Source organism: Thermosphaera sp. (assembly GCA_038827615.1).
In the GTDB taxonomy this organism is placed as follows: Archaea; Thermoproteota; Thermoprotei_A; order Sulfolobales; family Desulfurococcaceae; genus Thermosphaera.
This window is the reverse complement of record JAWBNK010000001.1, coordinates 39516-64367: the sequence shown is the minus strand read 5'-3', so window position 1 is coordinate 64367 and position 24852 is coordinate 39516. Positions and strand designations below refer to the sequence as shown.

Below are 24852 nucleotides of genomic sequence, written 5' to 3'. Positions count from 1 at the left end.
CTCTACGTTTCACTCCGGTCACGGAGCAGGGGTTGGAGAGGGCACGTAGTACTCGTTCCAAGCTATAGCTTCAAAGTATATTGTGAAAGACAGCGAGGCCCCCTGGGGGGCTGTCTGAAGTATCGTCAAGTCGAAGCTGATGTCCGCGGATTGGCAGGGATGAAGTTGAACTCCGAAATTATCGCCCCACCACACAAGTATGTCCGGTAATCCGTCGCCGTCTAAGTCTACTTCAACGCCCTGGTTAAGCTCTCCCTCGTTTATCTCGTAGTATTCGCGTCCATCGAAGACTACGCGCCAAATCTTAAGCGGGATCGTCCCGTCATTGTGCACCTTGATAGCTATGTGAGTATAGTACCACGGGTAGACGTTGACTAGCGTAACATTCATTGCGTCGTAGTCTCCGTCTCCATCCGAGTCTATCAGCGTCACATCAGTACATCCGACATCCTTATCTAATTGAACAGCTCCTGGCATGGGGAGTAGCGATGCGTTCCAATCGTTCCCCTTAAACATTCCATAGCCTGGTGGAAGCCCGCAAGCGTCGAGCCAGATGGTTGGCCCAGCTACAATGTGCCAGTCCAACTCCCCCGTGGACACGTAGGAGTTCGCGCTTAAGTTGTCCGACCACATGGCCAGTCCTACGAGGACTGATACGCCTATGAGTGCGATGCTTAATGCATATATTATGATTTTATTCATCTCAATACACCAATACATGTTACGAATTCAAGCCCGTTATGAGCGGGCGTGAACATGTTTAAAAAAATTAGGGCACCTCGTTCCACTGTGCGAACGTGAAGGTTATTTCGAACGAGTATGATGTTAGCTCTTGGGCTTCTTGATTAATTATTATCCCAAGGTTCAACGCAAGGGCTTCGCCCGGGTGAACCTGAGTATCCGATGGTATATCTAGGATGACCGTCAAAGCCTCTTCGTCGTACTCCGAGATAGAGTATTCGAGTAGCTTCACCGGTATCGTTCCAATATTGTCCGCATAGAGATATATTACTGGAGCATAGCCTGGGTACGCGTTAACCAGGGTTATGTTCACCTTGATAACATTATCCTCCTCATCAAACAACTCGGGGGTGACATAGCACTGTGCAACATCCTTTCCCTCCTCGTTGTGGAAATTGTTTCCTGCCTGGGGGTCAGGCCCCTCATCACTGCAGTACCAGTCCGATCACTTCATCTTGACTTCTCCAGTCTCCACGTAAGTGTTTATTTTCAACGTCTCCATCCACATGGCGGCTGCCACGCCTAGAGCTACAAGCATTAACCCTACGAAGGTTAATCCAGCTATTGTTGATATCGAGTTCATATATTACACCTTTAAGTTAGGATGATAGAATAGTATTCTTAAAACACTAGGGCAAGAATTATATATACTAACCATCCATATTGATCATACGTATCAAACTACTATCGTCTTAACTACCCTGTTAGGATTGACGAGAGAAGCTATTCTACTGACTAGGTCAATAAGCCCTCTGTTCCTTAAAACAATAAGCAATGGAAGACCTGTGTCATCCGACACTAGGAGAGAATACCCCACGCTCCTGAGCATGTGCCTGGAGACTCTGGCCTCATTAATGGAGAGTAATAGATACTCGATGCCCCCATACTTGACTATTAGATGAGAATGCGTTAGACCCGATTTTCCAATGATAGACCCGTAGGATACTGTGAAGTCATCCCCTCCAAAAGTCCTCTTGAAGACATCCCTATAAAGAGTTAGTTCTTCGCTCAAAATATCTCTTTTAGCATTTATTAAATCATTAATGTTCCTTATCCCTTCGAGGACTTCTATGCCCTTCTCGGTTATAGTGTAAATGATGTTTCTCCCATCCTCGAAATAACTGATCAAGCCAAGCTTAACCATCCAATCCAAGTATCTGCTCAAGCTATTACTATTCAGGTTGGAAGCATAAAGAATATGGGTTTTGAGAGCTTTCTCCTCCCTGGCTAAATAGTCAAGGATTCTCTCAACGATGTCAATCTTCGTCCTATTACTCATTATAAAACCTTCGGTTTATATATTATATCTGAAATACTCCATATAAATCTTCTGTATTTTTTATATATTCAGAATAATATTTTAGTATCATTAACTATTATTCTGATTAATCGAAAATAATGGTGTACGATTTTAATGCGAGACTAGTTTAACCCTAACCTCCACATTACTCAGTTCAAGCGAATCAAGCGAAATAAACAACCAAGCAACCATCTTGTAACCTGGTTTCACCAACACTGGGTAGCCAGGGAGATATCCCTGCACCGGTAGATCGTTGCAAGTCAATCTACCCCAGTAAGGCATGTTCCCAACCCCCGTCTTAACGGGTTCGTATAAGTATGTGATCGGAGTAATGTTATACTCTCCACTTGAGTCAACGATCCATACTTCTATATTGTCCAGGTACGAATTCAAAGCCCTATTGTTCTCGATAACTAGGCCAACCCACAAGTACTGTACACGGGAGTTTCCAATCAAAACATGCAGTGTATCGTTACCGGGGGATAAGTATACTTGATCATAACCTATGCAGTACCCACACTTGAATCTAGCGAAAACTTTCCAAGAGCCGATATCGAGATCAGAGGGTGCCACTTGGATGAAAACATTCGCCTTAAGAGTATCGCTCCACAGTCCATAGCCAACCCCTATTATTAGTAGCGAGAGGAGAAGTATCATTAATGGAAAAACATTTGCCAAGATATAAGCACCTTGTTTTTGAAATAAGCTTGTTCTTTTATAAAGAAAATGTAGAGGCGATACATATCGTGAATCCTTATCTTTCAATCAAATAGGTCGAAAACAGGGGTAAAATGGATGGGTTCACACTAGGAGGTCGCGCCGGTCTCGGGAGAGGTTCTCTTTCGGCGTAGTCTCCTAGTGATCAATACAAGCGTAGTGACCACTGCGGCGACCATTAATCCTGCGATGAGCAATAGGGGAGCCTGCTGGTAAAGCTTTACCATGCTTATGCTTGTATCAACCAGTTCTACCTTGATCCGAGTAACAATGATGTCCGTGCTCTCACCCTCTAGTAGAGTTAGGACTCCTTTGACGTAGGACGTCTTAAACCCGTTGCTAACGGTGTATTCTCCAGTGTACGAGGGATTTATCAATAGTTCCCTCGACTCAGGCGTTAGGGATGAAACGTTTCTTTCAATGTTCGAGGAGAAGGCCAGCCCCAGCATTAACAGCGTAGCTGCGAGCTGGCATTTCTGCTCATCTTGCTTAACGACTTCTTCGAGCGCCAACGAATACCTAACGACGGTATCGTTCACTGATTTAACACTAAGCCTAACTCTATAGACGCATTCAACTCCTCCCATGTTAATGGTGAGCTTATAGGATGCCCAATCTCCCTCCCTGTAAACAAGGGATTCCGCGATTGTTGATAACGGAGTTGAAAGAAAAAGTGCCAGAATCGAGATCGAGAGTAGTGCTTTAAGCGGAATTCGATCCATAATGCTCACTATACTGCTAATAGAGTACTAACCGAGTAAAAATACTTCTGGGTTCAACGCGGAGACATGTAGTTTAATAACCCCCCGGTTGCAGAGGTCCCTGTTTAGGGGTTGAAACGCCAACGCCTTCGACGCGTTTTGTGAACGATCGAGTTTACTGATTCCGAGGGTGAAGATTTCTAATAAGCTTCAACAGGGTTTAATCCCTGTTAAAATGGTAAGTCAGCGAGTAGAAAGCGTCTCCACAATGTCGATAACTAGTTGAGGAATATGCTCGGGACCTATTGCGACAGCTTTTACTCCCCGCTTCCTGAGATATTTTGCGAAGCCTATGTCTTTCCTAGTTTGCTGTGCCGTCTTTACTCTGTATATCATTTTCGCGGTTTTATCCAGGTCGAGGAGTTCGTAGGCGGTGATCACCGGTATTATGACGTAAACGTTGTTTCCCATCCCTGCCAGCCTCTCAACAATGCCTGCAAGCTTTTCAGCGTAGGCCTCGCCCCCAGTGGTCGTAAACCAGAATACCGCGTTTCTTTCGCGAGGCATTATTCTAAGCGTTTCCTTCAGCGCATTGCTAATAGAACCCAACCTCGCCTCCTCATCAGCCACGGGTGCTGGATCATACTCTAACGTAGATAGCAGGTTGACTATTTCATAAAATGCTCTCTTCCCCCTGGTCAATCCCCCCGTGGATAAAACCTTCCTGTCAGAGTACAATACGAGTCCCAGCGCATCTCCTCTAGCAGATAAGGCCCTCGCCGTCGATGAAACTATCCTAGCCACATGCTCGTAGGGAGTATTTCCATAAGGACCTCTCATCGTAAAACTAGTAGCATCGACAATGAATATCACGTTTTGAAAAGCCTCCTGCTCCATCTCCTTAACCGCCAATAGGTTCCTCGAGGCAAGCCTCTTCCACTCCAACCTCCTAAGTTCGTCACCCGTCCTGTACTCGCGCACATCGTAGAATTCAACCCCATGACCAGGCCTCCCAGACCTGGTCAACCCAACCGTCCTCGAATACGCGAAAAGCTTTTTAACCACCAGCTCGCTTACCCTAGGCTTAATCTTAACGCATATGTTGCCTCCTATCTCGAACTCATCGGTTCTAAACAATCCCAATACATCCCTAACCACTACCGTGAAGGGTCCAATCTTGTGGCAACCCACCCTTGCTTTAAAGATAGCCCTGAATTGAACAATTGAACGAGGAGGGATGGCTAGGACTCCTCCCCTAGCTCCTTCGATAAGCCGTAGGTTCGGGGAGTATTTTAGAGATACTTCTAAGAAACCTATGGGAACGATGGTCTTATTCTTGAGGAGGGCTACTACCTCGAGCTCCTCACCCTCTATATTACCCTTGTAAACCCAGTCAACTTCAAGCCTTGACGCCGCCAGCCCTGCTATTAGAACGTAACCTTTGAAAGCAAGAGTCCCGAATAAGAGGGACAACCCAATGAGTGTTAACTTGAAATCGAGAAACGCTCCCATGGAGATTGATACAGCTGACAGTAGAAGGACCCCTAGAATCCTTCTGGTAGCGTAGACACTGGAGGACAAGCTAAGCCCTCCTCATCTCGAGATATTCATACCCTTTCTCGTCGGAGAGGGATGCACCGAGCTTGTTCAGCAAAGCCTCAGTATCCCTGAGCATCTGCTTCACCACTCTGCCCCATGAGAAAACTAACGGGAGCTTTCTCCCCAAAGTAGCTTTCTCGTAAAGCTTGTTCATCTTGCGCACATACTTTTCAGCACTATCTCTCCCAACGAACCTTGAGAGCACCTCAACTGCTTCAGGCTGCTTCAACGATACACCAAGCAGTTCGAGCATGTACGTGTCGACTATACTGTATAAGGCTGTGAAGTCGTTGCGGGATAGGTCGTACCTCCCTCGCAGAACCCTCTCTCTCACGCCGTGAGTAGCGTATATTTCCCTCTCAACCTGCTCTGGGAGCCTCTCATCCCTTTTCCCCGGAATCCTCCTGCTCGTGTAAAGATATACTAGAGCCGACACCAGCGCTATCAACGGGATACCAGCGTGTCTGTCATTGACGATAGAGAGGAACAATTCCCCCGTGTAGGATAGGAAAGGTGTAAACCAGGTCGATGGGTGTAGCAAAACCACCCCTAAGAGAGTTGCCGTCAGCATCCAATCCGTGCTCGCCGTCCTCAAAAGCACTTGGGGATCTCTGAGCATTTCGCTAGAGCTCACTTCTTCGTATTTCGAAGCCTCGATGACAATCCTACAATCGGGAGCGCTCTCGCATAACATGTCGACATAGCCCATGACTACCTTGACATATTCTGGCCCTCGATCCGACCTTAAGACCTGATTTAGGAAGATAGATCCATCGCTGAGAACAATGGCTTTTAGATTAACCGCCCCATAACCATCATAGCGAGGAATCCGGGCCTCCGAGTAAGATGCAACCGTAATGTTCAACGGGGGCGATGACCGATCATCAATTGGGACAACGTTCTCCGCATATCCCAGGACTCTTTGTCCTCCCTGAACACTTGAGGCTATATCGAGCAGGAGGTTCACGTTTCCACCGTCCACGATGAATGAGGCATTTAAATATGGAAGACCGTCGGATGCTTTAACGTAGATGCGTCCAGCAATGGAGACGCCAACATACGTCAGGATATTGTTTGACGAAGTGTATTCATCAGCAACGATCATGGCCGGCTCCTCGCACATCGACATTCTCTCCATCAACAGCCTTGATTCGCTTGGCGAATAGGGTTTCTCAGGCGATATTACAATTAGGAGGCATCTCCCTGGGGTCTCCCCGAAATACACTTCGTCCACGCTTCTCGCTATCATGGTATATGAGTATTTGCTTCTAATGATGCCATAGAGTTCAGAAGTACCGAGGTTGCCAGGATTCAGCGGAGACGCCCCCACCGGTAGAGAGTAGGGTGGAGGACCTTTTTCAACCAATCCCACCATCCCCGCGAAAAACAACACTAGTATTATCGATGATGTGACCAGCGGGCGGATCATAGATTTCGTTCTCTGAGGACTCCTCATCAATGATCAAGCCCTTATCTTACTCGCCCCTCTCAACCCCGTATATGTAAGCCGACAGCCTTAAAGCGTAGAGAGCGGCGGTAAGAAGCGAAAAACCAATGAGGGCTGACACTAGCGAAGTAGCTATTCTACTCCTCTCCATATAGCTCACCGACCAAAGTAGGAATAGCGTTGAAATGATGAAGAGGGATATACTCACTAGCAGGAAGATCAGGGCCCTGTTGGATTTCCTCACGCTCTTCTCCGAGCTCACGGCGCAAACCCCATTAAATTTCCAACCATATCTATAAGATAGAAGAATGAGACATAATAATTTGTAAACACCATTTCAATCCTCCCAATCAATCCGTGGAAGTCAGGCTGTATGAGCGAGAGTAGAAAATCGCCGGTGTAGTAGTAGGCGTATAACACGCCCGAGACGTATAGAATGGTGAAAATAGAAATCACTACCATGATCGTGCTCCATGCGTTCATTCTGTGTAAACTCGAAAAAGCTCTCCCGATAATATAACTTGCGAGAAAGAATACAAAATAGGGGAGCAAGGCCCTTACGAACGCAATAGTGATGAACGAGCCAGCCCACCGAAGAGCTTGAGTGATCAAAGCGTCCAGCCCAGCATATATGAAGGGGGATAGTATGGAGCCTAAGATGATACTTCTGATGAAGCCTAGGGAAGGATTAAACAGTACGTCGATATCGTCTCTAGAAGTAAGTGTGTTAAGCGAGAACTTGCGCGATGGAAATATGAACAATACCGCGGATTCGACCAAGTTGTCAATTATCTTATAACTTACTATTATTAAAGCCATGATGAGTGAAAACTTGACTAAAGGATTCAACGATAACAGGTTCATAAGAGGAGTCTCCGCCTTGACAAACCCTTGAATGAGAGTGAAAGAGTATGAAGAGAGCGTTAACGATATTATGATCAAGGGAGTTGGAAAAACTATTGTCCACGCCAACCCCTTAGCGAACCCCCATTTATCAACATATTTAATACTTCTTTCCTGTCCATCTCTATACCCTGTTTTCAGGGAGCTAAATCCCAAGAGTATTGCAAGACCCGCTAAGCTGATAATTGATACTTGGAGCCCGCTACCATAGTCCATTAATATGTTTGAAGCCAATGTTAAGGAGTACAGAATTGGAGAGGCGGAGACCACGGTTCCTATCGCGAGGCTAATTGTAACATAGGCCATGAAGGTATCAACTAGTTGCAACCATCCATTAGACAGGTAAAATTGTGGAACAAGCATCCTATCAACTCTCAATAGTGACTCAACGATGCTGTGGAAAACCAGGAGGGATGTGATCCTAGGTGCAATCTCTAGCAGAATTCTAGTCTTCACCACCCATCACCAGTGTCTTGAAAGACCTTTTAGCCTCCTCAACGACTTCGCTTCTTTCTTCGTGTGCAAACCTCGTGAGCTCATAGCACTCAGTAAGCCTCGCAAACATATTCCTCTTCGAAGCATTGAGCTTATCGATGACCTTGGAGAGATATTCTCGATGCGTATCCGTTGACAGCTTACTGAGCCCGGTCCAACGTGAAACGTATTCTACGCCCAGCCAGTAAAGCGCTATAGGGTCTGAGCTATCCACCCTCGGAAGACCCCTCCCTCTAAATGGAGCGTTAAGCTTTCTGAGCCCTGAATAGATCGTGCCCGCTATTGAGCCTCTGAAATGGGTAATTAACACTGCAACTAGTACCGTGGTAGCAATCAACGCCGCCAACCATGGATCAGGCATTGCGAATCCGGGTAGCTGTGGTGTAGGCAGAGACGGCGCTGAAACGCTGGGAAAGCTTGGTAGCTCTGCGCTGGGGACACTTATGTCTGAGAAGCTGGGGAGTATTTGTCCTTGAGACCCCGATCCAGGCGTACCCGTCTGCGGTGGAATGAGTTGATCCACGGGTGCTCCCCCCGTGTTAGACCCCTGCCATTGGTTAAGCATGTTTAAGATCTCTCTCAACAACTCCTCATCGTAAATAGAGCCGGGGAAACCGGGAGTATGGCGTAGTTGCTGGTCTAACGCCTCCCCGTGCGCGATCATCGGCGAGCTTGCTAACAGCATTAGCAGGAGCACAGCGATGCGCGTGTTCACGGCTTGGGCACCGGTATCTTACCCAACACGTCTTCAACTATCTTCTCCGGTTGAACGCCCTCAACTTCATACTCTGGCTTCAGTATTAACCTGTGAACTAAAGCCGGCTTAACCACTGCTTTAACATCGTCAGGGATAACATAGTTCCTCCCCTCAAGATACGCCCAAGACCTGGCTAACCTCAGAATAGCTATGCCTGCCCTCGGCGAGCCCCCGAGCCTAACGGCGGGGTGAGTTCTCGTCTCCTCCACGATCATTGCGATGTAGTCAATTATCGAGTCATCAACCTTGACGCCCTTGGCTTCTGCCACGGCTTTGACCACCTGCTCCTTGAGCACGACGGGCTTCAAATCATCGACAACTTGCTCCAACTCTTCTATTCGCTTCAATAGGACCTTGAAACCCTCCCTAGAGGGGTAGCCAGTGGTTATCTTAACTAGAAACCTGTCAAGCTGGGCCTCGGGCAGAGGGAAAACACCCTCCATTTCAACGGGGTTTTGAGTCGCGATCACCATGAACGGCTCCTCGAGCCTGAACGACTCGCCCTCTATCGTTACCTGCCTCTCCTGCATGGCCTCGAGGAGGGCTGACTGAGTCCTCGGGGAAGCCCTGTTAACCTCGTCGGCGAGGAGGATATTGGTGAAGATGGGTCCCTTCCTCAACCGGAATTCGCCCCTCCTCTGATCATACATGTAGAAACCGATGATATCGCCGGGCAACAGATCCGGAGTCATCTGGATTCTCTTAAACTCAAGGCTGAAGAGCTTTGCAACAGCCTTAGCCATGGTGGTCTTAGCAACGCCTGGAACACCCTCAAGCAGGACGTGGCCCTTCGCTATCATGCTAGCTATAAGCATCTTTACCTCGTACTCCTTCTCTATCAAAATCCCGGAGGAAACAAGTCTCTCCTCGACAAGCTTGAAGAACATCGCGTCCACTCTATGACTAGATTTAACAATCACGGCTCTTAAAAAAGAATCGCTACGACACGATGGAGGTTTACAAGCTTTCAACAACAGCGCGGGAGCTGCGACATCCTCAGTGGGATCTTCACCATGTCTTCAGGCCATGCAACACCATCTCGCAATGTGTGCTAACTGTGGGTTGGAAGTTAATGTTTATTTTTAACTCGTCTGATAATATATTATGGGGTCATTATGGCGACTCTCGAAGACCTTGGAAACACCCTATCAACTCAGCTCGTCAACACTGTGCCCGGAGTGATCGCTGCGATAATATGGATAATTCTCGGAGTAGTGGTGGGTATCATCGTCGGAGGAATAGTTACCAAAGTCTTGAGAAGATATGTTGAAAGACCTATTTCAACCACGCCTTTCGGCAAGACCCTTGTCACGATGGGGCTCGAGTTCTCCGAGCTCATAGGGGGTTTGACTAAAGCATTCATCATATCGATATCCCTCGTCGCCGCGATAAGCTACATACCGATGAGCGGGGAGGCGGGCGAACTGATATATGGAGTAGTCTCCTACCTACCATACCTAATAGGAGGCATAGCGGTGATAACGCTTGGACTAGTGCTCGCGGTATCGCTCGCAAAGTATATAGGCACCCTCTTGAGCGCTGGCTTCAGCGAAACCTACAAATCCCTCATAGCCCTAATAGAGAACCTGCTACTAGTTGGTTTAATAGCCATCGTATTAACGGTGTCTTTCACCCTGTTGAAACTGCCGTCGACGCTAATCTACCCCCTACTAGTAGGTGTTACCGCCATCGCGGTTGGAGTAATAATAGTCGTAGAAGTATTTAAGACCATAGTCGACGCACACCCGGACTTCGCGAAGCTCGCGCCCTTCTTACAGTTCATAGTCGTATTCGTGTTCATCTTCGTGGGATTGTCAGCCATCTTCAGCGGTTACCCGCTCGTCAGCGAAGTATTGAGAACGCTATCCGTAAGCATCGCAGTAGCATTCGCGCTAGTATTAATCCCCGTTGTATTCTACCTTGTAAAGAAGATTCTCGTAGAAGCGGAGAAGAGAACGAGTAGGGGAGAATAAACATTTTTTAAAACTTCCATACATCCTTGGAAATAAATGTAACACATGTTTTCTAGACCATTCACAACGTAAAACTCTAAAAACCTAAGATATAATGCCCCATGGATGATCCTGGGGCGTGAAGTCCACACCTCCCCTATGTCTGATGTTCGATGGGATTTCCAAACGCGTTCAGGAAGCCGACCTCTCGCAAGGGCTTACGGGGTTTTGGCTCGGGTGATTCGTCCGGCCAACCAATCGACAGCAGTACTACTGGGATCTTTTCGGATGGAAGTTTCAATATTTCCTGAACCCGCTTCCTCACTTCATCGCTCAATAATCCATGCCAGCAAGTGCCGAGACCCATTGCGTGAGCCGCGAACATAATGTACATTGATGCTGCAACACAATCCTGCACGTAAGACGTTGGAGATTCTTTAGAGTCGCAGGCTACGACAACTCCAGCAGGCGCCTCAGATATGGGTTGCCTCCAAGCATATACTGAGGCAATCCGGGATTTGACCTCGTGATCCGTTATTAGAATGAAGGACCACGGCTGCTTGTTCCTAGCGCTTGGAGCGTACCTTGCAATATCGAGAATTTTGGTGAGCATCTCCAGTGGAACCGGCTCCGGCCTGTATCTTCTAACACTCCTCCTAGTTAGTATGAATTGAATCAATTCATCCCTATCCATTAAATCCCCACTTATTAATTAATGTGTGGAAGCCTTGATAAATGGCGGCGTGGCGTTGACGAGTGCATTAGCGGGCTTTCAATCATCGATGTGAATCTCGATATAGTGGATTAGAAAGGCATAGGTTATGCTTGTACAGGGTTATAGCTTATAAAAGCGGGTTTATTACCTACATACACGTATGATTTATTGGGGATAAAGTATGCCTGTAAGGGTTATGACTAAGGAAGCCCTTCTAAACGCGTTCGGAGGAGAGTCAATGGCCCACATGAGGTATTTGATCTTCGCCGAGATAGCCGAGAGGGAGGGATATGCGAACGTCGCAAGATTATTCAAGGCTATAGCGTATGCAGAGCTCGTTCACGCGAGAAACCATTACAGCGTGCTGAGGGAGTATAAAGAGCCTGCGCCAGTTTATTCTGGGACGCCCATCGGACCCGGCAACACCTCGAAGAATCTTGAACTAGCATATATGGGAGAGGAGCACGAGGTAAACGAGATGTACCCTGTCTACTTGGAGATAGCGAGGTTCCAGAGTGAGAGCCAAGCCGTCAGAAGCTTTCACTTCGCATTAGAAGCCGAGAAAATACACGCCAAGCTCTACAGGGAGGCTAAGAACTACGTGGATAAGGGGCAGGACTGGCCTCTCCAAGGGAAGGTTTGGATCTGCCCGGTCTGCGGTCATACTCACGTAGGGATCGAGCCCCCTGAGAGATGCCCCGTCTGCGGAGCATCCAGGGACAAGTATCAAGGATTTTAACTCTCTCTGCATTGAAAAACCCGCTTTTTCAACACCTCTCATCTTACACGGGGCAGTGGGAGAACTTGTAGTGATATGGGCAGAAGGAGCAGTTGGGAGTGTTGCCCCAGCAATCCGCTTCCGTGCTCAAGGTGTAGCTACACCAGCCTCTCAGGTTGCAATCGAGGCATGAGGGCATCTGATTAAACGATAGTTTGAAGAACATTTTCGAATTCCTCCTCCATATATCGAGGAGGCTCTCGGCCAATGCATCCCCGATTAAATACTCTCTCACACTCCTCTTAGTTTCCTCTATCACAACATCCCATGAATACGCTAGAAACATGCAGGGAGAGACCTTGCCGTCTGCCCTGACAAATAGGGCTCGGTTCGCTGCGAAGGGACACTGCCTTGAAGTATACGAGTTGAGAGCTGGAAGCCACAACCTTATGTTTGTATTGAACAGTTTCAAAACTATGGAATCCATGACTCCCCTAAGCTGTGCTACGCAAGAGGGTTCGTTAATGCAGTCAATTCCTGGCACGCCGCCTGGGTAGTGAACGTAAAGGCTCAAGTAAACCTCCTGGATTCCAACCCCAGCAGCATAGTCAATGAGCCTCGATATCTGATCCACGTTGAGCCTTGTAATCGTGAAAATCGCCTTTACAACGGGCTTTGCAGTGCGCAATTCCTTCTTGAGCTCGGATATCTTGGCAATAATCCTTGAAACTCTAGAAAGATCTCCCAGTCTTCTTATTCTTTCATAAAGCGAGATGTCGACAGCGTCGACGCTCACGTAGAGCTCGTCCACGCCGATCCTCACTAGGTCCTCAACGATCCCCTCTATGAGCATTCCGTTGGTGTTCAACACCACGTTAAGGTTTTTCTCCTTAGCGTACTTTAACATGTCAACTATATGGGGATTTACCGTCGGCTCTCCCCAACCCGTGAAAACGAGCTTGACTACTCCGCTGTCGACCGAGTTGTCGACAATCCTTTTGAAATCCCCGAGATCCATGTTCCTTAACACCAGATTGCTGGACGCGTTCCTGAAGCAATGGATGCATTCGAGGTTGCATCTTGTTGAGGCTTCGACTACGATCTCCCTTGGCCGCGAATCCCCGCTTAGAGTAAAGAGCCAATCCCCCGTATTAACGGTAAGTGACAACTCTCTGAGCACCATCCCTTCAACTATCGTGTTCTAGAAGGTTTTGAGGGGAAAAAACGAAATCTAAGCTGGAAGCAACCCTTCCTCTTCAAGCCTGTCTGCGACCCATTTCAGGCCTAGCTCCTCGAGTTTAGCCCTAGTCGGCCTACCCCTGATCCATCCTCTCGCACTGTAATATTCAGGTAGCATCTCCCTTATCCTTGCCACATGACCCTTGCTGGGACCCTCGGGCATTGGTTCCTCGAGCAATCTCTTTGGAAGCGTATCATATTCCTCCCCGTCGCCGAAGGATAAAGCGTTGAATGCTCTCTCCATGTTGTATATTCTCTCACCTATTGTGTTGAACTCCTCTGGAGTTATCTCCCAGCCAGTCACTGCCGATACCTGCTCGGACAGAACATCCGTGTAGTAAGCGAAAGTCGCAAACTTGCACACGATCATGGAGTCTATTGTGGCGAACGCGTCCTGCATCTCTTTCACGAGCTTGCCCTTTCCCTCCGTCGAGAACCTGTCAACCTTCACGGGGACCCCGAGTATCTCGGGCGAGATCAGGTACGCTCTTAAATGACATCCTCCCCTATTACTAGTCGCGTAAGCTAGCGCGTGTCCTTGAATACCCCTGGGATCGTACGCTGGAAGCTCCTGGTTCCTTACAACCATGGCGAGCTCTGGTGCCCCGTACTTGGCTGCGAGTCTAGCCGATCCCTCGGCTATATCGTCGCCGATGCCTGAGCGGTAAGCTGTCCTCCAAACGAGCTCTACGAGTGCCTCGCCACTGCCCCACTCCGCCTTCAAGCCCCTCAGCTTTTCCTGGGGGATCTTACCTTTCTCGACAAGCTCTAGGAAGGTGCCGATAACGTGTCCCATTGTGATGGTGTCAACGCCTAATTCATTGCACAGGTAGTTCGCCTTGGAGACGGCCGCTAAGTCGGAAGTGCCTGTTTGCGCCCCGAGAGCCCACACCGTTTCATACTCTGGACCGCCTCCCTCTCCAGTGAACGGGGGTTTCGAAACCTTAGTGTACCTGGCGCAACCTATTGGACAGCCCCAGCATATCTCCTCCTTCTGCTTATTCCAATCCATGATCTCCTTTGCGATCGTCTCCCCGCTGATCTTCTCCGCCTCGGGGAAGACTCCCGTCTGGAAGTTCCTAGTGGGAAAGACGCCGTGTGCATTGATGATGTTGACGAGCACCGCCGTACCGAATTTCGGCAATCCCTCACTGGTCACAGGGGATTTCCTGATCAACTCCATTGACTTCTTAACGGTTTCCTTGAACAACTCCTCCTTCGCTACTTGCGGCTTCATGCGACCTCTGACGGCAATGGCCTTAAGCCTCTTGCTACCCCAAACTGCTCCATGCCCTCCCCTTCCCGCTGCCCTGCTCTTGTCGTTTATTATACATGCGAATCTGACAAGCCTTTCACCTGCCGGCCCTATGCAAGCTACTTTGACATGGCTCGCCTCATCCCTGCCGATCACCGGTGAGAGCTCCTCCTTGATTGCATCTGTGGTGTCGTATGTATCACGCCCCCACAGGTGGGATGCGTCTCTTATCTCGGCTTTTCCATCGTTGATCCACAGGTAGACCGGTCTCTCGGCCCTTCCCTCGATGATGATCATGTCGAATCCCGCGAACTTCAGCTCTGGGCCAAACTTCCCGCCGCTCTGAGCATCGTGAATAGTGTTCGTCAACGGGGCTTTCGTAATCGAAGCCCATCTACCGCTCGTGGGGATCCCTGCCACACCCGTCACCGGGCCGGTTGCAACTATCGCCTTGTTCGCCGGGCTGAGCGGGTCTACTCTCGGATTGACCTCTCTCAACATGTAGTAGACTCCGAGCCCCCTGCCTCCAAGCATTTTCCTCAGGATGCTCTCCTGGGGGAGCGGCTCAACGTACAGCTTCTCCTTCCACAGGTCGACGCGCAGAATTCTTCCCATATATCCTCCTACGGGCACCTATAACACCGATCAATATTTAGCCTATGAGATTATATAAAGATTTTTCCCACAGAAAACCCTCTAATCCCGAGCACTCAGATATAAATCAGTGTATTCCACAAGATCTTGATTGAGGGTGGTCTTTGAAAAAGATTATCGTCAAGCTGATATCGATATATGCGGAGAAACTTGGGAAGGAGAGGATAGTGGAGCTTGAAGACAATGCGACGATCGAAGACTTAGAGAAGCTCATAACGAAGTGGCTTGGGGAGGTTGGTTTAACGGTTAAACCAGTATTATTCGTGAACTACAGGTTTCCCCGTGAGAAACAGTTTCTGGAAGACGGTGATGAAATATTAGTGATGCCTCCGTTCGCCGGAGGATGAGGTGTATCCGGAAAACTGGGGAATTTGATCCCTGAAACCAGGCTTCAGCTAGCCTTTTAGATTGAACCGGCCCTGAGTCTTCTTCACTTCGACAATGTAGTCTGAGAAGGCTTTGGCAAAGTCATCGACGCTGATGACGGGTCCTCCATCAGCTCCAGAGATAGGGGAGTTTGAAGGATTCAGAGCAGGATATATCTTGAGCCTCTCCGACAGCCTCTCCTCCATTGTGGACTGGGTCTCGTCAGCATATAATACTCCAATCGGGATCTTGTCCCAAGGCTCCAGGGCTTTTTGAACCGCCCTCAACAGCTTCGCCTCCCTCTCCTCCGGTGTCCTTACGACGGGATCCCAGCCCGGGTCTGACTCTAGTTTGTAGATCCGGGCCTTGTAGTACTCCGGCGTCAAGATGTCGTTAAAGGTTACGCATGGTTGGAGTACATCTATGATGGCTGAGCCCTTGTGTTCCACAGCCTTCTTTATGAGGGTTTTCAAGTGTTCACCTTCGAAAGCATAGCCCCTTGCAACAAAAGTATACCCAGCGGCTAAGGCGAGCATTAACGGATTTACCGCTGCCTGAAGGTTCGGCCTCGGAATCCCCTTGGTCTTAGAGCCGAGTGGAAGCGTGGGCGATGCTTGCCCCTTAGTTAATCCGTAAACCCCGTTGTTGTGAAGTATTACGACTATGTCGAGGTTCCTCCTCCCCAGGGCTACGAAGTGCCCCGCACCAATGCCGAGGAGGTCGCCGTCTCCCCCGTGAACTACTACTGTGAGCTCGGGTCTAGCCAGCTTGATCCCCATTGCAAAAGGTATGGCCCTCCCGTGGAGGGTGTGAACCCCATTGACGTTTACGAAATGCGGGGTTTTACCTGAGCATCCTATTCCGGAGACCACAACGGTCTTCGAGGGATCCACCCCTAGCTCCTCTAGAGACCTGATCAACGCTGTGAGGATGCCGTAGTTTCCACAGCCGGGACACCAGTCCGGCCAAACAGTACTCTTGAAGCTCCAGCGGTCAGGCACCGAGACTCACCTCGGCTCTCTCAGTCCTACCGCTCAGTAGTGATTGAACCGCCTCTGTTAGCTCGTTGAGGTAGATAGGTCTACCGGTGTATTTTGATATCTTCTTCCCTACCCGAACCCCCGTATTCATGGCGATCAAGTCGGCTATGCTGACCCCGTAGCTGTGTTCAACAGCTATGATCTTGTCAGGGTCGAGTCCACGCACCAGCCTCGTGAACTCTTCAGTTGGGAATGGCCACATGAGCCTTAAGTTCACGTACATTCCCCTAAGGCCTCTTGAGCTGAGCTGCTCGATGGCTTCTATAGCGACTCCTTTCACGAAGCCCCAGCCCACTAATGCGTAGTCCGGGCTCTCGTGACCGTGGACGGTAAGCTTGAACGAGGATGGAATTTCCATGTTTATCAGCTTCAACTTCTCAATCCTCTTAGAATACATTCTCGCCCTGTTCTCCGGGTCCTCGGATATGTGTCCGAGCTCATCGTGTTCATCGCCCGTATACCACATGACCGTATCCTTAGCCCCGAGGGGAAGCCTGGGCGAAATTGTCGATGAAAGGTCAAACCTCTTATACCCCGGCCCTTCAGCGCCCCTCATCCCTCTCTCTAACTTGACCAAAGAGAAGTCGGGAAGAGTCTCCGTGACTATTGAGTTAGCGAGAAACTTGTCAAGCAAGTGTATGACAGGCACCTGGTATTTCTCAGCGATGTTGAAAGCCTCCGCCGCATCGTATAAAGCTTCCTTGTGATCTCCAGATGCTAGAACAACCCTCGCGAACTCGCCGTGCCCCGAGAACAATGCGTTAAACAAGTCGCTCTGACCCCCTCTCGTCGGTAATCCAGTGCTCGGACCCCCTCTTTGATAATACGTTATCACTACTGGTGTTTCGTTGTTTCCGGCCCACCCTATTCCTTCAATCATGAGGTCGAAGCCCGGGCCGCTGGTCGCAGTGGAGCTCCTAGCGCCGGTTAACGATGCGCCTATTACCGAGGCAATCGCAGCGATCTCATCCTCGGCCTGCAACACCAGGATGGGTCCTACCGGGCCCTTGCCTGAATCCAACACTTCATACTTCTCCAACATAATGCTCTCATCTGCTGCCGGGGTTATCGGGTAGTAGCTTTGAAACCTGACTCCCCCGATGATCTTTCCCATCGCCACCGTCTCGTTCCCAGTTACAACCATGATCCTCTCAGCGTTCATTGAAGGGTCCTCTAGCTTAACAATCCCTCTGTAATCCTTCACCATCTCGCCGACAAGTTGCGCGACGAACATGTTCTGCTCGAGAAGATCCTTCCTGGCTCCAAACCTTCTCCGAACAGCATACTCCAGGTCCTCGGGATCGAGCCCCATAACGACCGTAAGGGCGGAGCCGAGAATTGAGCTTGAAAACCTGGAGGCTTGCTTAGCATTGAGCTTGAACCTCTCAGATAGGGCCCTGAATATTTTCACCGAGTCTATTGGAATCGGCAATACGGACCTAGAGCTCGCCAGGTAGCTTATCAACGAGTCGGTGTCGCCGCGGACACCTAGAGAAGAGAGCTGGCTCATTATCCTCTTTCTCGTCACATCCTCAACGCTCGGTACATCGGATAGCTGTTTTGCCTTAATGCTCGTATCGTAGATTAGATAACCTCCATCCCCAATATCGTTGAAATGCGTGAACAAGGTCTCCGCGTCGGAGGCGACTAAGACCTCGACTGGAAGCTTGAGAGACCTCGGCCGCCGAGCCGAGGATACTCGCATATGTATGTAGCTATGCCTTCCAACGATATTAGAGTAGTACTCTCGATCCGCGATCACGCCGTACCCTGCCCGCGCAAGAGAAAGCGTTAGAATCCACATCGCAGTCTCCAATCCAGAGCCCTGGGGACCCCCAAGTATCAGGCTTAACTCAGTCCGGCGCACCGCTCTCACCTCAATCTGCTGAGTAAGCCTCTTCAGCTACTCCATCATCAATTATGATTTTCGAAGAAACCAGGTGCTTCCCTAAATGCTGAGCCAATTCCTCCTCACTGCTCAACACCCTTCCACACGTAACACAGAATAACCATCCATTCTTTTCCAACTCCTTCTTAAGCTCGTCAACGCTTGCCCTCCTGAAGCTGCCGCAAGCCTCGATGATGCCCAGTGAAGCTTCATTATTGATCCTGCAGTAGCCGAGAAGAGGGTAGGCTGAATTGGGCTCGAAGTACACGCATTGAGCGCATTCTCTATGATTCTTCAGCTCCAAGCCCCAGACACCCCCTCCAGCGGTGTGCTTCCTCCAAATAAACTGCTGAGTTGTCGCTTAGACTTGAAAAGGCTTGCGAGAGTGGTTTGGATAGGATGCGAGATGTAATTAGACACTTTTCCACCAATTTAAACTGTGTTCACTCATGGTAATAAATAATTAACAGTCTCGTTTAAAAAATAATCTGCTAGAGTATAAACACCCTTAACATCTCCCGGATAAGGTGTTGGGTAAAAAATTATTGAATAGTATAACCTCCATCGACAATTATTAACTGCCCAGTTATGAATCCAGCTCTCTCAGTGGTAAGGAACGCTACTGCCTCGGCAATATCGGCTGGAATCCCGAGTCTTCCAACAGGTATCGATCTCTTAAAGGACTCCAACACCTCCCCAGTCAAACCCTTCAACGTTCCCGGTGTTTCAACCGGCCCGGGGGCAACCGCGTTCACCGTTATATTGAACCTTGCCAGTTCAAGAGCGAGGGCTCTCGTGAAGCCCAATATTGCCGCTTTAGACGCACAGTAATGGGTTAGCCCTGGAAAGCCCACTACCGTCCCCGCGATCGATGAAACGTTAACTATTCTCCCATAATTGTTCCTGACCATTATGGGTGCAACCGTTCTCGTGAAATAGAAAACCCCTTTCACATTAACGTTCATAACTTTGTCCCATTCATCCTCAGTCATCTCAAGGAAGGGTTTGAAAGGATATATCCCAGCATTATTGACCAGTATGTCGATTCTACCCAACTCACCGACAACCATGTTTACTGCCTTCTCCACGTCGTGCTTATTGGACACGTCCCCTCTTACGGCCATCGCCCTTAAGCCTTGAGCCTTAAGCTCCTTGGCAGTTTCGAAGACTTTTTCCGAGAGGTCGAACAGGACGGTGTAGGCCCCTTCTCTCGAGAGTTTAACAGCAATCTCCCTTCCAATACCCATCGCGGCCCCGGTAACTATTGCGACCTTTCCCTCATGACTCATTCTTCCACATAGTGAATTCTTGCTTCAAGGTGCTATATTTATTACTCTCGCGCGAGCTACTTAATAAAACGCGGGATCATATTATCTTTCAACAGTAGAGAGGTTTGACATGCCTAGAGGCGGCCCATGGAGGTGCAGGAGGAAAATTACCTCCTGTTCCACGAGAGGAGAAGAATTCATGTACATACCCGTTAAAGCAGTCATGGGGGTTGAACCATCTAGTGTCATCGAGATTTACGACTACGAGTTAGAGGCGCTGAAGCTTGTCCACTTGGATGGATTATCGACGGATGAAGCAGCGCTGAGAATGGGGGTTTCAAAAGCAACTTTCTGGAGGATTCTTGAATCATGCAGGTGGAAGCTAGCCAAGGCGTTCTCCGAGAAGAGGCCTTTAAAACTGGTTTCAGAAACCATCGAGAACGGTCCTGGCCCCGGAGGATAGTTTTAAAAGGATTTGAAACATATTTCAGAATTGTGAGAGCCATGGGCTGGAGGAACCACTACCCTTATAGCACTGTATGGTCGGGCTTTGGACCGTGGAGCTGGATACCGCCTCAACTGAGGCCGGGGCACAGGCATGGAGGAGGCTGGTGCAGACTCCGCTATCCAGAGTTGCTTCGATATCCCAATAGCGTCTTCGAGAGAGAGCTTGAGTTGAAATATCTCGAATCCTTGAAGAATAGTTTAACTGAATATTTGAAGTTCATCGATAAGAGAATAGATGAGATTAGATCCCGTATGCAATAGAGGACCCTTGGAAGGTTGAGCGGTGAGGAGTCTTGAAAATAGGGGTTCCAGTAGTTAAAGTGCAAGAAGACTATTACGTGAACCCTCATTTCGGGAGATCACGCTTCTTCGCCATCGTCGAGTCGATGAAAGATGGCTACTCAATCAAGGAGGTCGTTGAAAACCCGAGCGCGAGCCATGAACATGGGAGAGGGGACGCAGTGGTCAGCATTCTCCATCAGAAGGGAGTTGAAGCAGTATTAGTAGCTGGGCTGGGGCCTGGGGCTTTCGCGAGGCTCAGAACGCTGGGGATGAAAATCTACGCAGTCCCCAAGGCGGGGGAGGGGCTGGTTCGCCTCAAGGATGCGCTGGAAATGTTTTCTAAAGGAGCCCTCCGAGAGGCGGAGGGACCGGTCGAACACTAGGGCTGGAGTAGGCGGGCCTGCTAATCTCTAATGGATGTAATCCCAAGTATTTTTCATCCAGAGTCTCGTTCAAAGGAGTTCATGTAAGGACGCGTGATGAGCTACTCCAAGCTTGAGCCGGGAGGAGCGTGATCCAGCTCCTCGGGGTAGGGTTTGATGAACCTCTGTTCCGCGAGATACTTGTTGCCGAATCTGTAGATGAAACCGCGGAAGTAGGCCAGGAGGGTATTCAAACTCTCTCCCCCATCTCTGTATTTTTCAATAAGCGTTAACACGAATCTCCTCTCCTCAGGATTCAACTCCCTTTTCACATGCCCGTATATGTGGGTGAAGACGTTTACGTAGGAGCGCCTAGAGGGTTCCCTCCTCAGCGCTTCAACGAATAAGCTCCTGTAAGCCGCTGCTAGCTCGCTGGGGTTGCTTAATGATCTATCGGCAATTAAGCGTCCAAGCTTCTTGAGGATTGATGGATTGTGCAACATCAACAAGTACTTATACCTCCTGTGAAAATCTACGAGGTCCTCGACTCCTCTCAAGCCGTCGATCGTCACGCGGAGATCTGCGAGCGCGTAGATCCTCGTGAGAAACAGCCTCCTAACACCGTAGCTCAACAACCTCTTCTCGCTTTCAACAGGTATCCACCGAGAACTAGTTCTAAGAATGCTCGTGAACAATCCATCGCTCTTCCTCAACACTCTCCTCCCTGCTCCATACACTTTAGCATCTCCCACTCCGCAGGAGGGGCTCCCAGCCTTCAATAAGGCACCGTCAACGACGAGTTTTTCGAGAAACCTGGTTGAAAACTCCCTCATCCTCGATGCCAGCTTCTCCCCCGTGACAGTGTCTACCAGCTCAACCACTCCCCCATCCTCGAATAGGACCACGGGGTTTCTGGGAACCCCAAGACCTATCGACACCTCCGGGCAAACAGGGACGACTTCGACGTGCTTTTTAAGCTCCTCTGCGAATGCATCGAATATGATGTTCCCATCATGCCTTACGGGCCTTATCCCCAAGCACTCACTGTATAAGATCCTCGGCCTCGCGAAAAGGATCATGGATTCACCAGCATTTCAAATATATTATCCATGGCCCAAGATTTAAGCCCGAGGATAATGGAACGTTTCGCGGCGACTGAACTAATAACCCATTGAAAACGGTCCAAATCGCGATTACAGTTTCAAAGACGTGCTATTGGAGAGGCTGCACGTAGTCTCGAAGATTGCATGCTATTAGCAGGGCTGACTAAGCGCCGGGGGCGGGATTTGAACCCGCGCGGGCTGGATGCCCACTGGCTCTCAAGGCCAGCCCCTTAGACCGCTCGGGCACCCCGGCTCATTATTATGGTTCTAAGTATAGGAGAATATAACCTTTTTTACTCTTAGCCTCTACTACTCGGTATGTCTCCCGTGCTTTCTCGGATAGGTACGACCCGCCTCTCGCTAGCACGAACTGTGCGAAACCCTTCGGGGAGAGATGCTTCCGCGCGTTTAAGACTATGTCTTCCACGATCCTCATGCCTGCTGAGAGCGGGGGGTTCGAATATATTGCATCGAACACCATGTTTTTAACGGGCTCGTAGCGGTCGCCCAGTAGAACTACCGTGTTATCGGAGACCCCGTTCAACTCCGCGTTGTACGAGGCTGTTTCAACAGCCAGGGGGTTTACGTCGGTCATATATACTTTCAGCCTAGGGTTCAACTTCGCGACCACTACTCCTATAACCCCGTAGCCGCATCCAACGTCCAACACTACTCCTTCATCAGGGGTTTTAATGTTCTCCAAGAGGAGTCTCGTGCCCTCGTCGACCTGGGAGCCCGAGAACAAGCTCTTGTAGGACAGAAACTCGAACGTGTGACCGTGTATCGTGAACGGTATTAGGACTTTTTCGCCTTTTCTAGCCGGCTTGAAGTAGTGCATTAATCACTCCTTTCCACTAGTCTTCCAATACCTAGGGTAGACGCCGGCGGGCATTAAAACCCTCTTTGTCTTGGCTACAATTCCTCTCTCCATACTGGCTATTTCACCCGCCCTCCTCAAGGCCTTGGCCAAAGCGACGAGCTCGCCCTTCAACGTGAATATGGCCACTGTAGAACCGGGTTCAACGTTATCAGTGAGCCTTGCAACACCTGGGGCCGCGAGGCTCGCTCCGTGAGCTATTGCGTCGACTGCGAGGTCGTTCACAATAATCTTGGGCAAGTGGGCTACTGCTGTCTCAACGGGGAGGATTATCTTCCTCAGCAACCTCTCATCACCCTCGGCCCGCCACAAGTATAGAGCATCGCTGACGTCCTGGAGTTTAACGAGGGTTTCGTCCTCCCTGTAGGGTCCCGTCCTAGTCCTCCTCAACTCTCTCATGTGAGCGCCGATCCCAAGGTACAGGCCCATATCGTGTGCGAGCTTCCTCATGTAGGTGCCGGGGTCGCATGAGACTCTAATGAGCACGAACTTATCCCTAACGTCGAGAAGCCTTATCTCGTGCACCCTCCTAGTTCTCAGGACTCTCTTCACGCTGGACCTTAACGGAGGCCTCTGATAAATCTCCCCTGTGAAGTACTTTAATGCGTCTTCAAGCCTCTTCAAGTCAACTTCTTCATGCAACTGCACGACCATGACGTACTCCTTGACGGAATGGACCACGTTGCCGATGACCTTAGTGCTATTGTCCAAGCCTACTGGGAGTACGCCGGTCACCTTGGGGTTTCCCCGCCCCGCAGGGCTCTAGGGTACCCCCGTGACCGGCCTTGTCAAGGTTGAATAGTTTCTTAACCCATGCAACGACCTCGTGGCTTGTTGGGCCCGGGGGTTTGTCCAGATTTATCACGCCGTACGATATGTGCTCGCGGATGTCCCTATCGTATGGGAGCTTCCCGTATGCTGGATCCGTCTCGACATCCCTCACTACTATCCACTTGTTAGAGTATCCTGCTCTACGAGTAATATGGTCTATGAACTCGACTCCTCTATCAACGAGGCTCATAAAACACGTACACCTTTAAACAAAATATTCGGTTTAACGCTTATATAGGAGAGAGCTTGGGCTTTACGACCTGGGTCATGAAGTCGGTTAGTCCCGACGCCCCTATCGCCTTCAAAACATCCTCGTCGCCTGCCCCCTTGGGGATGTTTATAATCTTGTCGGTTGGCTCGATATGTTTTATGTTGGTCTTCCTCCTTCTGACGCCGGTTAGGGATTTGGGCCCTGTGATGATTACGAAGTTCTCGTCTACGATATCCACTACTACACACTTTCTACCTGCTTCGCGCCCAGCGACTTTAACACAGATCCTACCTATCTCGATGGCCGGCATAGGTAAACACCTCTATATATCTTTTATCGTTTAACCGCGATCCCCCTTTAAAACCTTATCTATTACCGTCTTAATGATCTGGAATGCTTCCTCGACCCCGATCAGCTTCGTGTTTACAACTACGTCGAATATCGATAGATCATCGAGGTCTATCCCGTAGAACTCCATGAACCTCTTCTTCTGCGCGTTCTCCCTCACGATCGTCTCCCTATATGCTTTCTCCAGCGGGATGTTATCCCTCCCCGCTATCCGAAGGATTCTAAGGGAGACCGGGGCGGTTACCAGTATTCTAACATCCATCATGTCTGAGACTATCCAGGCTGATAGATGCCCATCCAAGACAATGTTGTCTTCCCTTGCAACCTCCATGGTTTTCCTATCTATCTCCAAGTCTATCCTAGGGTCCTTTACAGCGAGGAGGCTGAGCTCCTCGAGGGATAAGCCCTTCGACCTCGCGTAATCCCTGAATATCTCTCCGGCTGAAAAATACTTCAGCCCATAGTGTTGCGCTATCTTCTTCGCCTGAGTTGTCTTACCGCTTCCCGGGGGGCCGCTTATCGCTATTCTAACCATTCCAGCATCACTCTCCGCTTTAGCAGCCAATGCTCTTTGAA

The 24852-nt window shown here is 49.4% G+C and carries 31 protein-coding genes and 1 tRNA gene; 6 read left to right on the top strand and 26 right to left on the bottom strand.

The window, feature by feature from the left end:
- Window positions 1-18: 18 nt before the first annotated feature.
- From QXH45_00410 to QXH45_00355, 12 genes are all read right to left on the bottom strand, one after another.
- Window positions 19-702, bottom strand: coding sequence for a hypothetical protein (locus QXH45_00410; GenBank protein MEM2077720.1), 684 nt, complete (start codon window positions 700-702; stop codon window positions 19-21).
- Window positions 703-769: 67 nt separating this feature from the next.
- Window positions 770-1084, bottom strand: coding sequence for a hypothetical protein (locus tag QXH45_00405; GenBank protein MEM2077719.1), 315 nt, complete (start codon window positions 1082-1084; stop codon window positions 770-772).
- 102 nt (window positions 1085-1186) lie between these two features.
- Entirely contained in the window at window positions 1187-1324 is a 138-nt protein-coding gene (locus QXH45_00400; protein ID MEM2077718.1) for a hypothetical protein, read from the bottom strand.
- Window positions 1325-1417: 93 nt separating this feature from the next.
- Window positions 1418-2020, bottom strand: coding sequence for a winged helix-turn-helix domain-containing protein (locus QXH45_00395; protein MEM2077717.1), 603 nt, complete (start codon window positions 2018-2020; stop codon window positions 1418-1420).
- Window positions 2021-2152: 132 nt separating this feature from the next.
- Window positions 2153-2719 carry a hypothetical protein gene (locus QXH45_00390; protein MEM2077716.1) on the bottom strand — a complete coding sequence of 189 codons (567 nt, stop codon included), beginning with the start codon at window positions 2717-2719 and terminating at the stop codon, window positions 2153-2155.
- A 128-nt stretch (window positions 2720-2847) separates the two neighbouring features.
- Entirely contained in the window at window positions 2848-3480 is a 633-nt protein-coding gene (locus QXH45_00385; protein ID MEM2077715.1) for a hypothetical protein, read from the bottom strand.
- A 222-nt stretch (window positions 3481-3702) separates the two neighbouring features.
- The gene (locus QXH45_00380; GenBank protein MEM2077714.1) at window positions 3703-5040 is read right to left on the bottom strand and encodes a DUF58 domain-containing protein; all 1338 of its coding nucleotides are present in this window, start codon (window positions 5038-5040) and stop codon (window positions 3703-3705) included.
- A 1-nt stretch (window position 5041) separates the two neighbouring features.
- On the bottom strand, window positions 5042-6514 hold the full coding sequence (locus QXH45_00375; protein MEM2077713.1) for a hypothetical protein: 1473 nt from the start codon (window positions 6512-6514) through the stop codon (window positions 5042-5044).
- Window positions 6515-6533: 19 nt separating this feature from the next.
- Window positions 6534-6767 carry a hypothetical protein gene (locus tag QXH45_00370; protein MEM2077712.1) on the bottom strand — a complete coding sequence of 78 codons (234 nt, stop codon included), beginning with the start codon at window positions 6765-6767 and terminating at the stop codon, window positions 6534-6536.
- Window positions 6764-7864 (bottom strand): hypothetical protein, encoded by a 1101-nt coding sequence (locus QXH45_00365; GenBank protein ID MEM2077711.1) that lies wholly within the window; start codon window positions 7862-7864, stop codon window positions 6764-6766. The genes QXH45_00370 and QXH45_00365 overlap by 4 nt, the downstream gene beginning before the upstream one ends.
- Window positions 7854-8618 carry a hypothetical protein gene (locus QXH45_00360; GenBank protein MEM2077710.1) on the bottom strand — a complete coding sequence of 255 codons (765 nt, stop codon included), beginning with the start codon at window positions 8616-8618 and terminating at the stop codon, window positions 7854-7856. The genes QXH45_00365 and QXH45_00360 overlap by 11 nt, the downstream gene beginning before the upstream one ends.
- A complete protein-coding gene (locus QXH45_00355) occupies window positions 8615-9547 on the bottom strand; it encodes a MoxR family ATPase (GenBank protein MEM2077709.1) in 933 nt (310 codons plus the stop codon). The genes QXH45_00360 and QXH45_00355 overlap by 4 nt, the downstream gene beginning before the upstream one ends.
- Before the next feature lie 228 nt (window positions 9548-9775).
- On the opposite strand from QXH45_00355, the gene QXH45_00350 reads away from it, so the two are divergent.
- Complete coding sequence (locus QXH45_00350; protein ID MEM2077708.1) at window positions 9776-10633, top strand: hypothetical protein; 858 nt, start codon at window positions 9776-9778, stop codon at window positions 10631-10633.
- Between the two features lie 136 nt (window positions 10634-10769).
- Here the strand turns inward: QXH45_00350 and QXH45_00345 are convergent, their stop codons facing one another.
- On the bottom strand, window positions 10770-11306 hold the full coding sequence (locus QXH45_00345; GenBank protein MEM2077707.1) for a nitroreductase family protein: 537 nt from the start codon (window positions 11304-11306) through the stop codon (window positions 10770-10772).
- A 202-nt stretch (window positions 11307-11508) separates the two neighbouring features.
- Here QXH45_00345 and QXH45_00340 point away from each other — a divergent pair, with 202 nt between their 5' ends.
- Window positions 11509-12066 (top strand): rubrerythrin family protein, encoded by a 558-nt coding sequence (locus QXH45_00340; GenBank protein ID MEM2077706.1) that lies wholly within the window; start codon window positions 11509-11511, stop codon window positions 12064-12066.
- A gap of 43 nt (window positions 12067-12109) precedes the next feature.
- Here QXH45_00340 and QXH45_00335 read toward each other — a convergent pair whose 3' ends face one another.
- Window positions 12110-13228 carry a radical SAM protein gene (locus QXH45_00335; protein ID MEM2077705.1) on the bottom strand — a complete coding sequence of 373 codons (1119 nt, stop codon included), beginning with the start codon at window positions 13226-13228 and terminating at the stop codon, window positions 12110-12112.
- Window positions 13229-13276: 48 nt separating this feature from the next.
- Window positions 13277-15172, bottom strand: coding sequence for an aldehyde ferredoxin oxidoreductase family protein (locus tag QXH45_00330; GenBank protein MEM2077704.1), 1896 nt, complete (start codon window positions 15170-15172; stop codon window positions 13277-13279).
- Window positions 15173-15297: 125 nt separating this feature from the next.
- Between QXH45_00330 and QXH45_00325 the strand changes: the two genes are divergently transcribed.
- On the top strand, window positions 15298-15540 hold the full coding sequence (locus QXH45_00325; GenBank protein MEM2077703.1) for a MoaD/ThiS family protein: 243 nt from the start codon (window positions 15298-15300) through the stop codon (window positions 15538-15540).
- A 48-nt stretch (window positions 15541-15588) separates the two neighbouring features.
- On the opposite strand, the gene QXH45_00320 is transcribed toward QXH45_00325, so the two are convergent.
- From QXH45_00320 to QXH45_00305, 4 genes are all read right to left on the bottom strand, one after another.
- A complete protein-coding gene (locus tag QXH45_00320; GenBank protein MEM2077702.1) occupies window positions 15589-16560 on the bottom strand; it encodes a 2-oxoacid:ferredoxin oxidoreductase subunit beta in 972 nt (323 codons plus the stop codon).
- Window positions 16553-18466: a 2-oxoacid:ferredoxin oxidoreductase subunit alpha gene (locus QXH45_00315; protein MEM2077701.1), complete on the bottom strand. Its 1914-nt coding sequence runs from the start codon at window positions 18464-18466 to the stop codon at window positions 16553-16555. Before QXH45_00315 ends, QXH45_00320 begins: the two co-directional genes overlap by 8 nt.
- A 10-nt stretch (window positions 18467-18476) precedes the next feature.
- The gene (locus QXH45_00310) at window positions 18477-18791 is read right to left on the bottom strand and encodes a hypothetical protein (protein MEM2077700.1); all 315 of its coding nucleotides are present in this window, start codon (window positions 18789-18791) and stop codon (window positions 18477-18479) included.
- A 238-nt stretch (window positions 18792-19029) separates the two neighbouring features.
- Window positions 19030-19776: an SDR family NAD(P)-dependent oxidoreductase gene (locus QXH45_00305; GenBank protein MEM2077699.1), complete on the bottom strand. Its 747-nt coding sequence runs from the start codon at window positions 19774-19776 to the stop codon at window positions 19030-19032.
- A 109-nt stretch (window positions 19777-19885) separates the two neighbouring features.
- Here QXH45_00305 and QXH45_00300 point away from each other — a divergent pair, with 109 nt between their 5' ends.
- The 3 genes from QXH45_00300 to QXH45_00290 are packed head-to-tail and all read left to right on the top strand — an operon-like array spanning window position 19886 to window position 20927.
- Window positions 19886-20218: a DUF134 domain-containing protein gene (locus QXH45_00300; GenBank protein MEM2077698.1), complete on the top strand. Its 333-nt coding sequence runs from the start codon at window positions 19886-19888 to the stop codon at window positions 20216-20218.
- A 41-nt stretch (window positions 20219-20259) separates the two neighbouring features.
- Window positions 20260-20523 (top strand): hypothetical protein, encoded by a 264-nt coding sequence (locus QXH45_00295; GenBank protein MEM2077697.1) that lies wholly within the window; start codon window positions 20260-20262, stop codon window positions 20521-20523.
- Between the two features lie 32 nt (window positions 20524-20555).
- On the top strand, window positions 20556-20927 hold the full coding sequence (locus tag QXH45_00290) for a NifB/NifX family molybdenum-iron cluster-binding protein (GenBank protein ID MEM2077696.1): 372 nt from the start codon (window positions 20556-20558) through the stop codon (window positions 20925-20927).
- 101 nt (window positions 20928-21028) lie between these two features.
- Here the strand turns inward: QXH45_00290 and QXH45_00285 are convergent, their stop codons facing one another.
- From QXH45_00285 to QXH45_00255, 7 genes are all read right to left on the bottom strand, one after another.
- Window positions 21029-21985: a DUF1722 domain-containing protein gene (locus QXH45_00285; GenBank protein MEM2077695.1), complete on the bottom strand. Its 957-nt coding sequence runs from the start codon at window positions 21983-21985 to the stop codon at window positions 21029-21031.
- Between the two features lie 192 nt (window positions 21986-22177).
- A tRNA-Ser gene (locus QXH45_00280) sits at window positions 22178-22262 on the bottom strand.
- A gap of 6 nt (window positions 22263-22268) precedes the next feature.
- The gene (locus QXH45_00275; GenBank protein MEM2077694.1) at window positions 22269-22847 is read right to left on the bottom strand and encodes a methyltransferase; all 579 of its coding nucleotides are present in this window, start codon (window positions 22845-22847) and stop codon (window positions 22269-22271) included.
- A 3-nt stretch (window positions 22848-22850) separates the two neighbouring features.
- Window positions 22851-23621 (bottom strand): RNA-guided pseudouridylation complex pseudouridine synthase subunit Cbf5, encoded by a 771-nt coding sequence (locus tag QXH45_00270; protein MEM2077693.1) that lies wholly within the window; start codon window positions 23619-23621, stop codon window positions 22851-22853.
- A complete protein-coding gene (locus tag QXH45_00265) occupies window positions 23587-23907 on the bottom strand; it encodes a tRNA pseudouridine synthase A (GenBank protein ID MEM2077692.1) in 321 nt (106 codons plus the stop codon). The genes QXH45_00270 and QXH45_00265 overlap by 35 nt, the downstream gene beginning before the upstream one ends.
- A gap of 40 nt (window positions 23908-23947) precedes the next feature.
- The gene (locus QXH45_00260) at window positions 23948-24238 is read right to left on the bottom strand and encodes a 50S ribosomal protein L14e (GenBank protein MEM2077691.1); all 291 of its coding nucleotides are present in this window, start codon (window positions 24236-24238) and stop codon (window positions 23948-23950) included.
- Between the two features lie 30 nt (window positions 24239-24268).
- Window positions 24269-24811, bottom strand: a complete 543-nt coding sequence (locus tag QXH45_00255; protein ID MEM2077690.1) for an AAA family ATPase — start codon at window positions 24809-24811, stop codon at window positions 24269-24271.
- Between the last annotated feature and the right edge of the window lie 41 nt (window positions 24812-24852).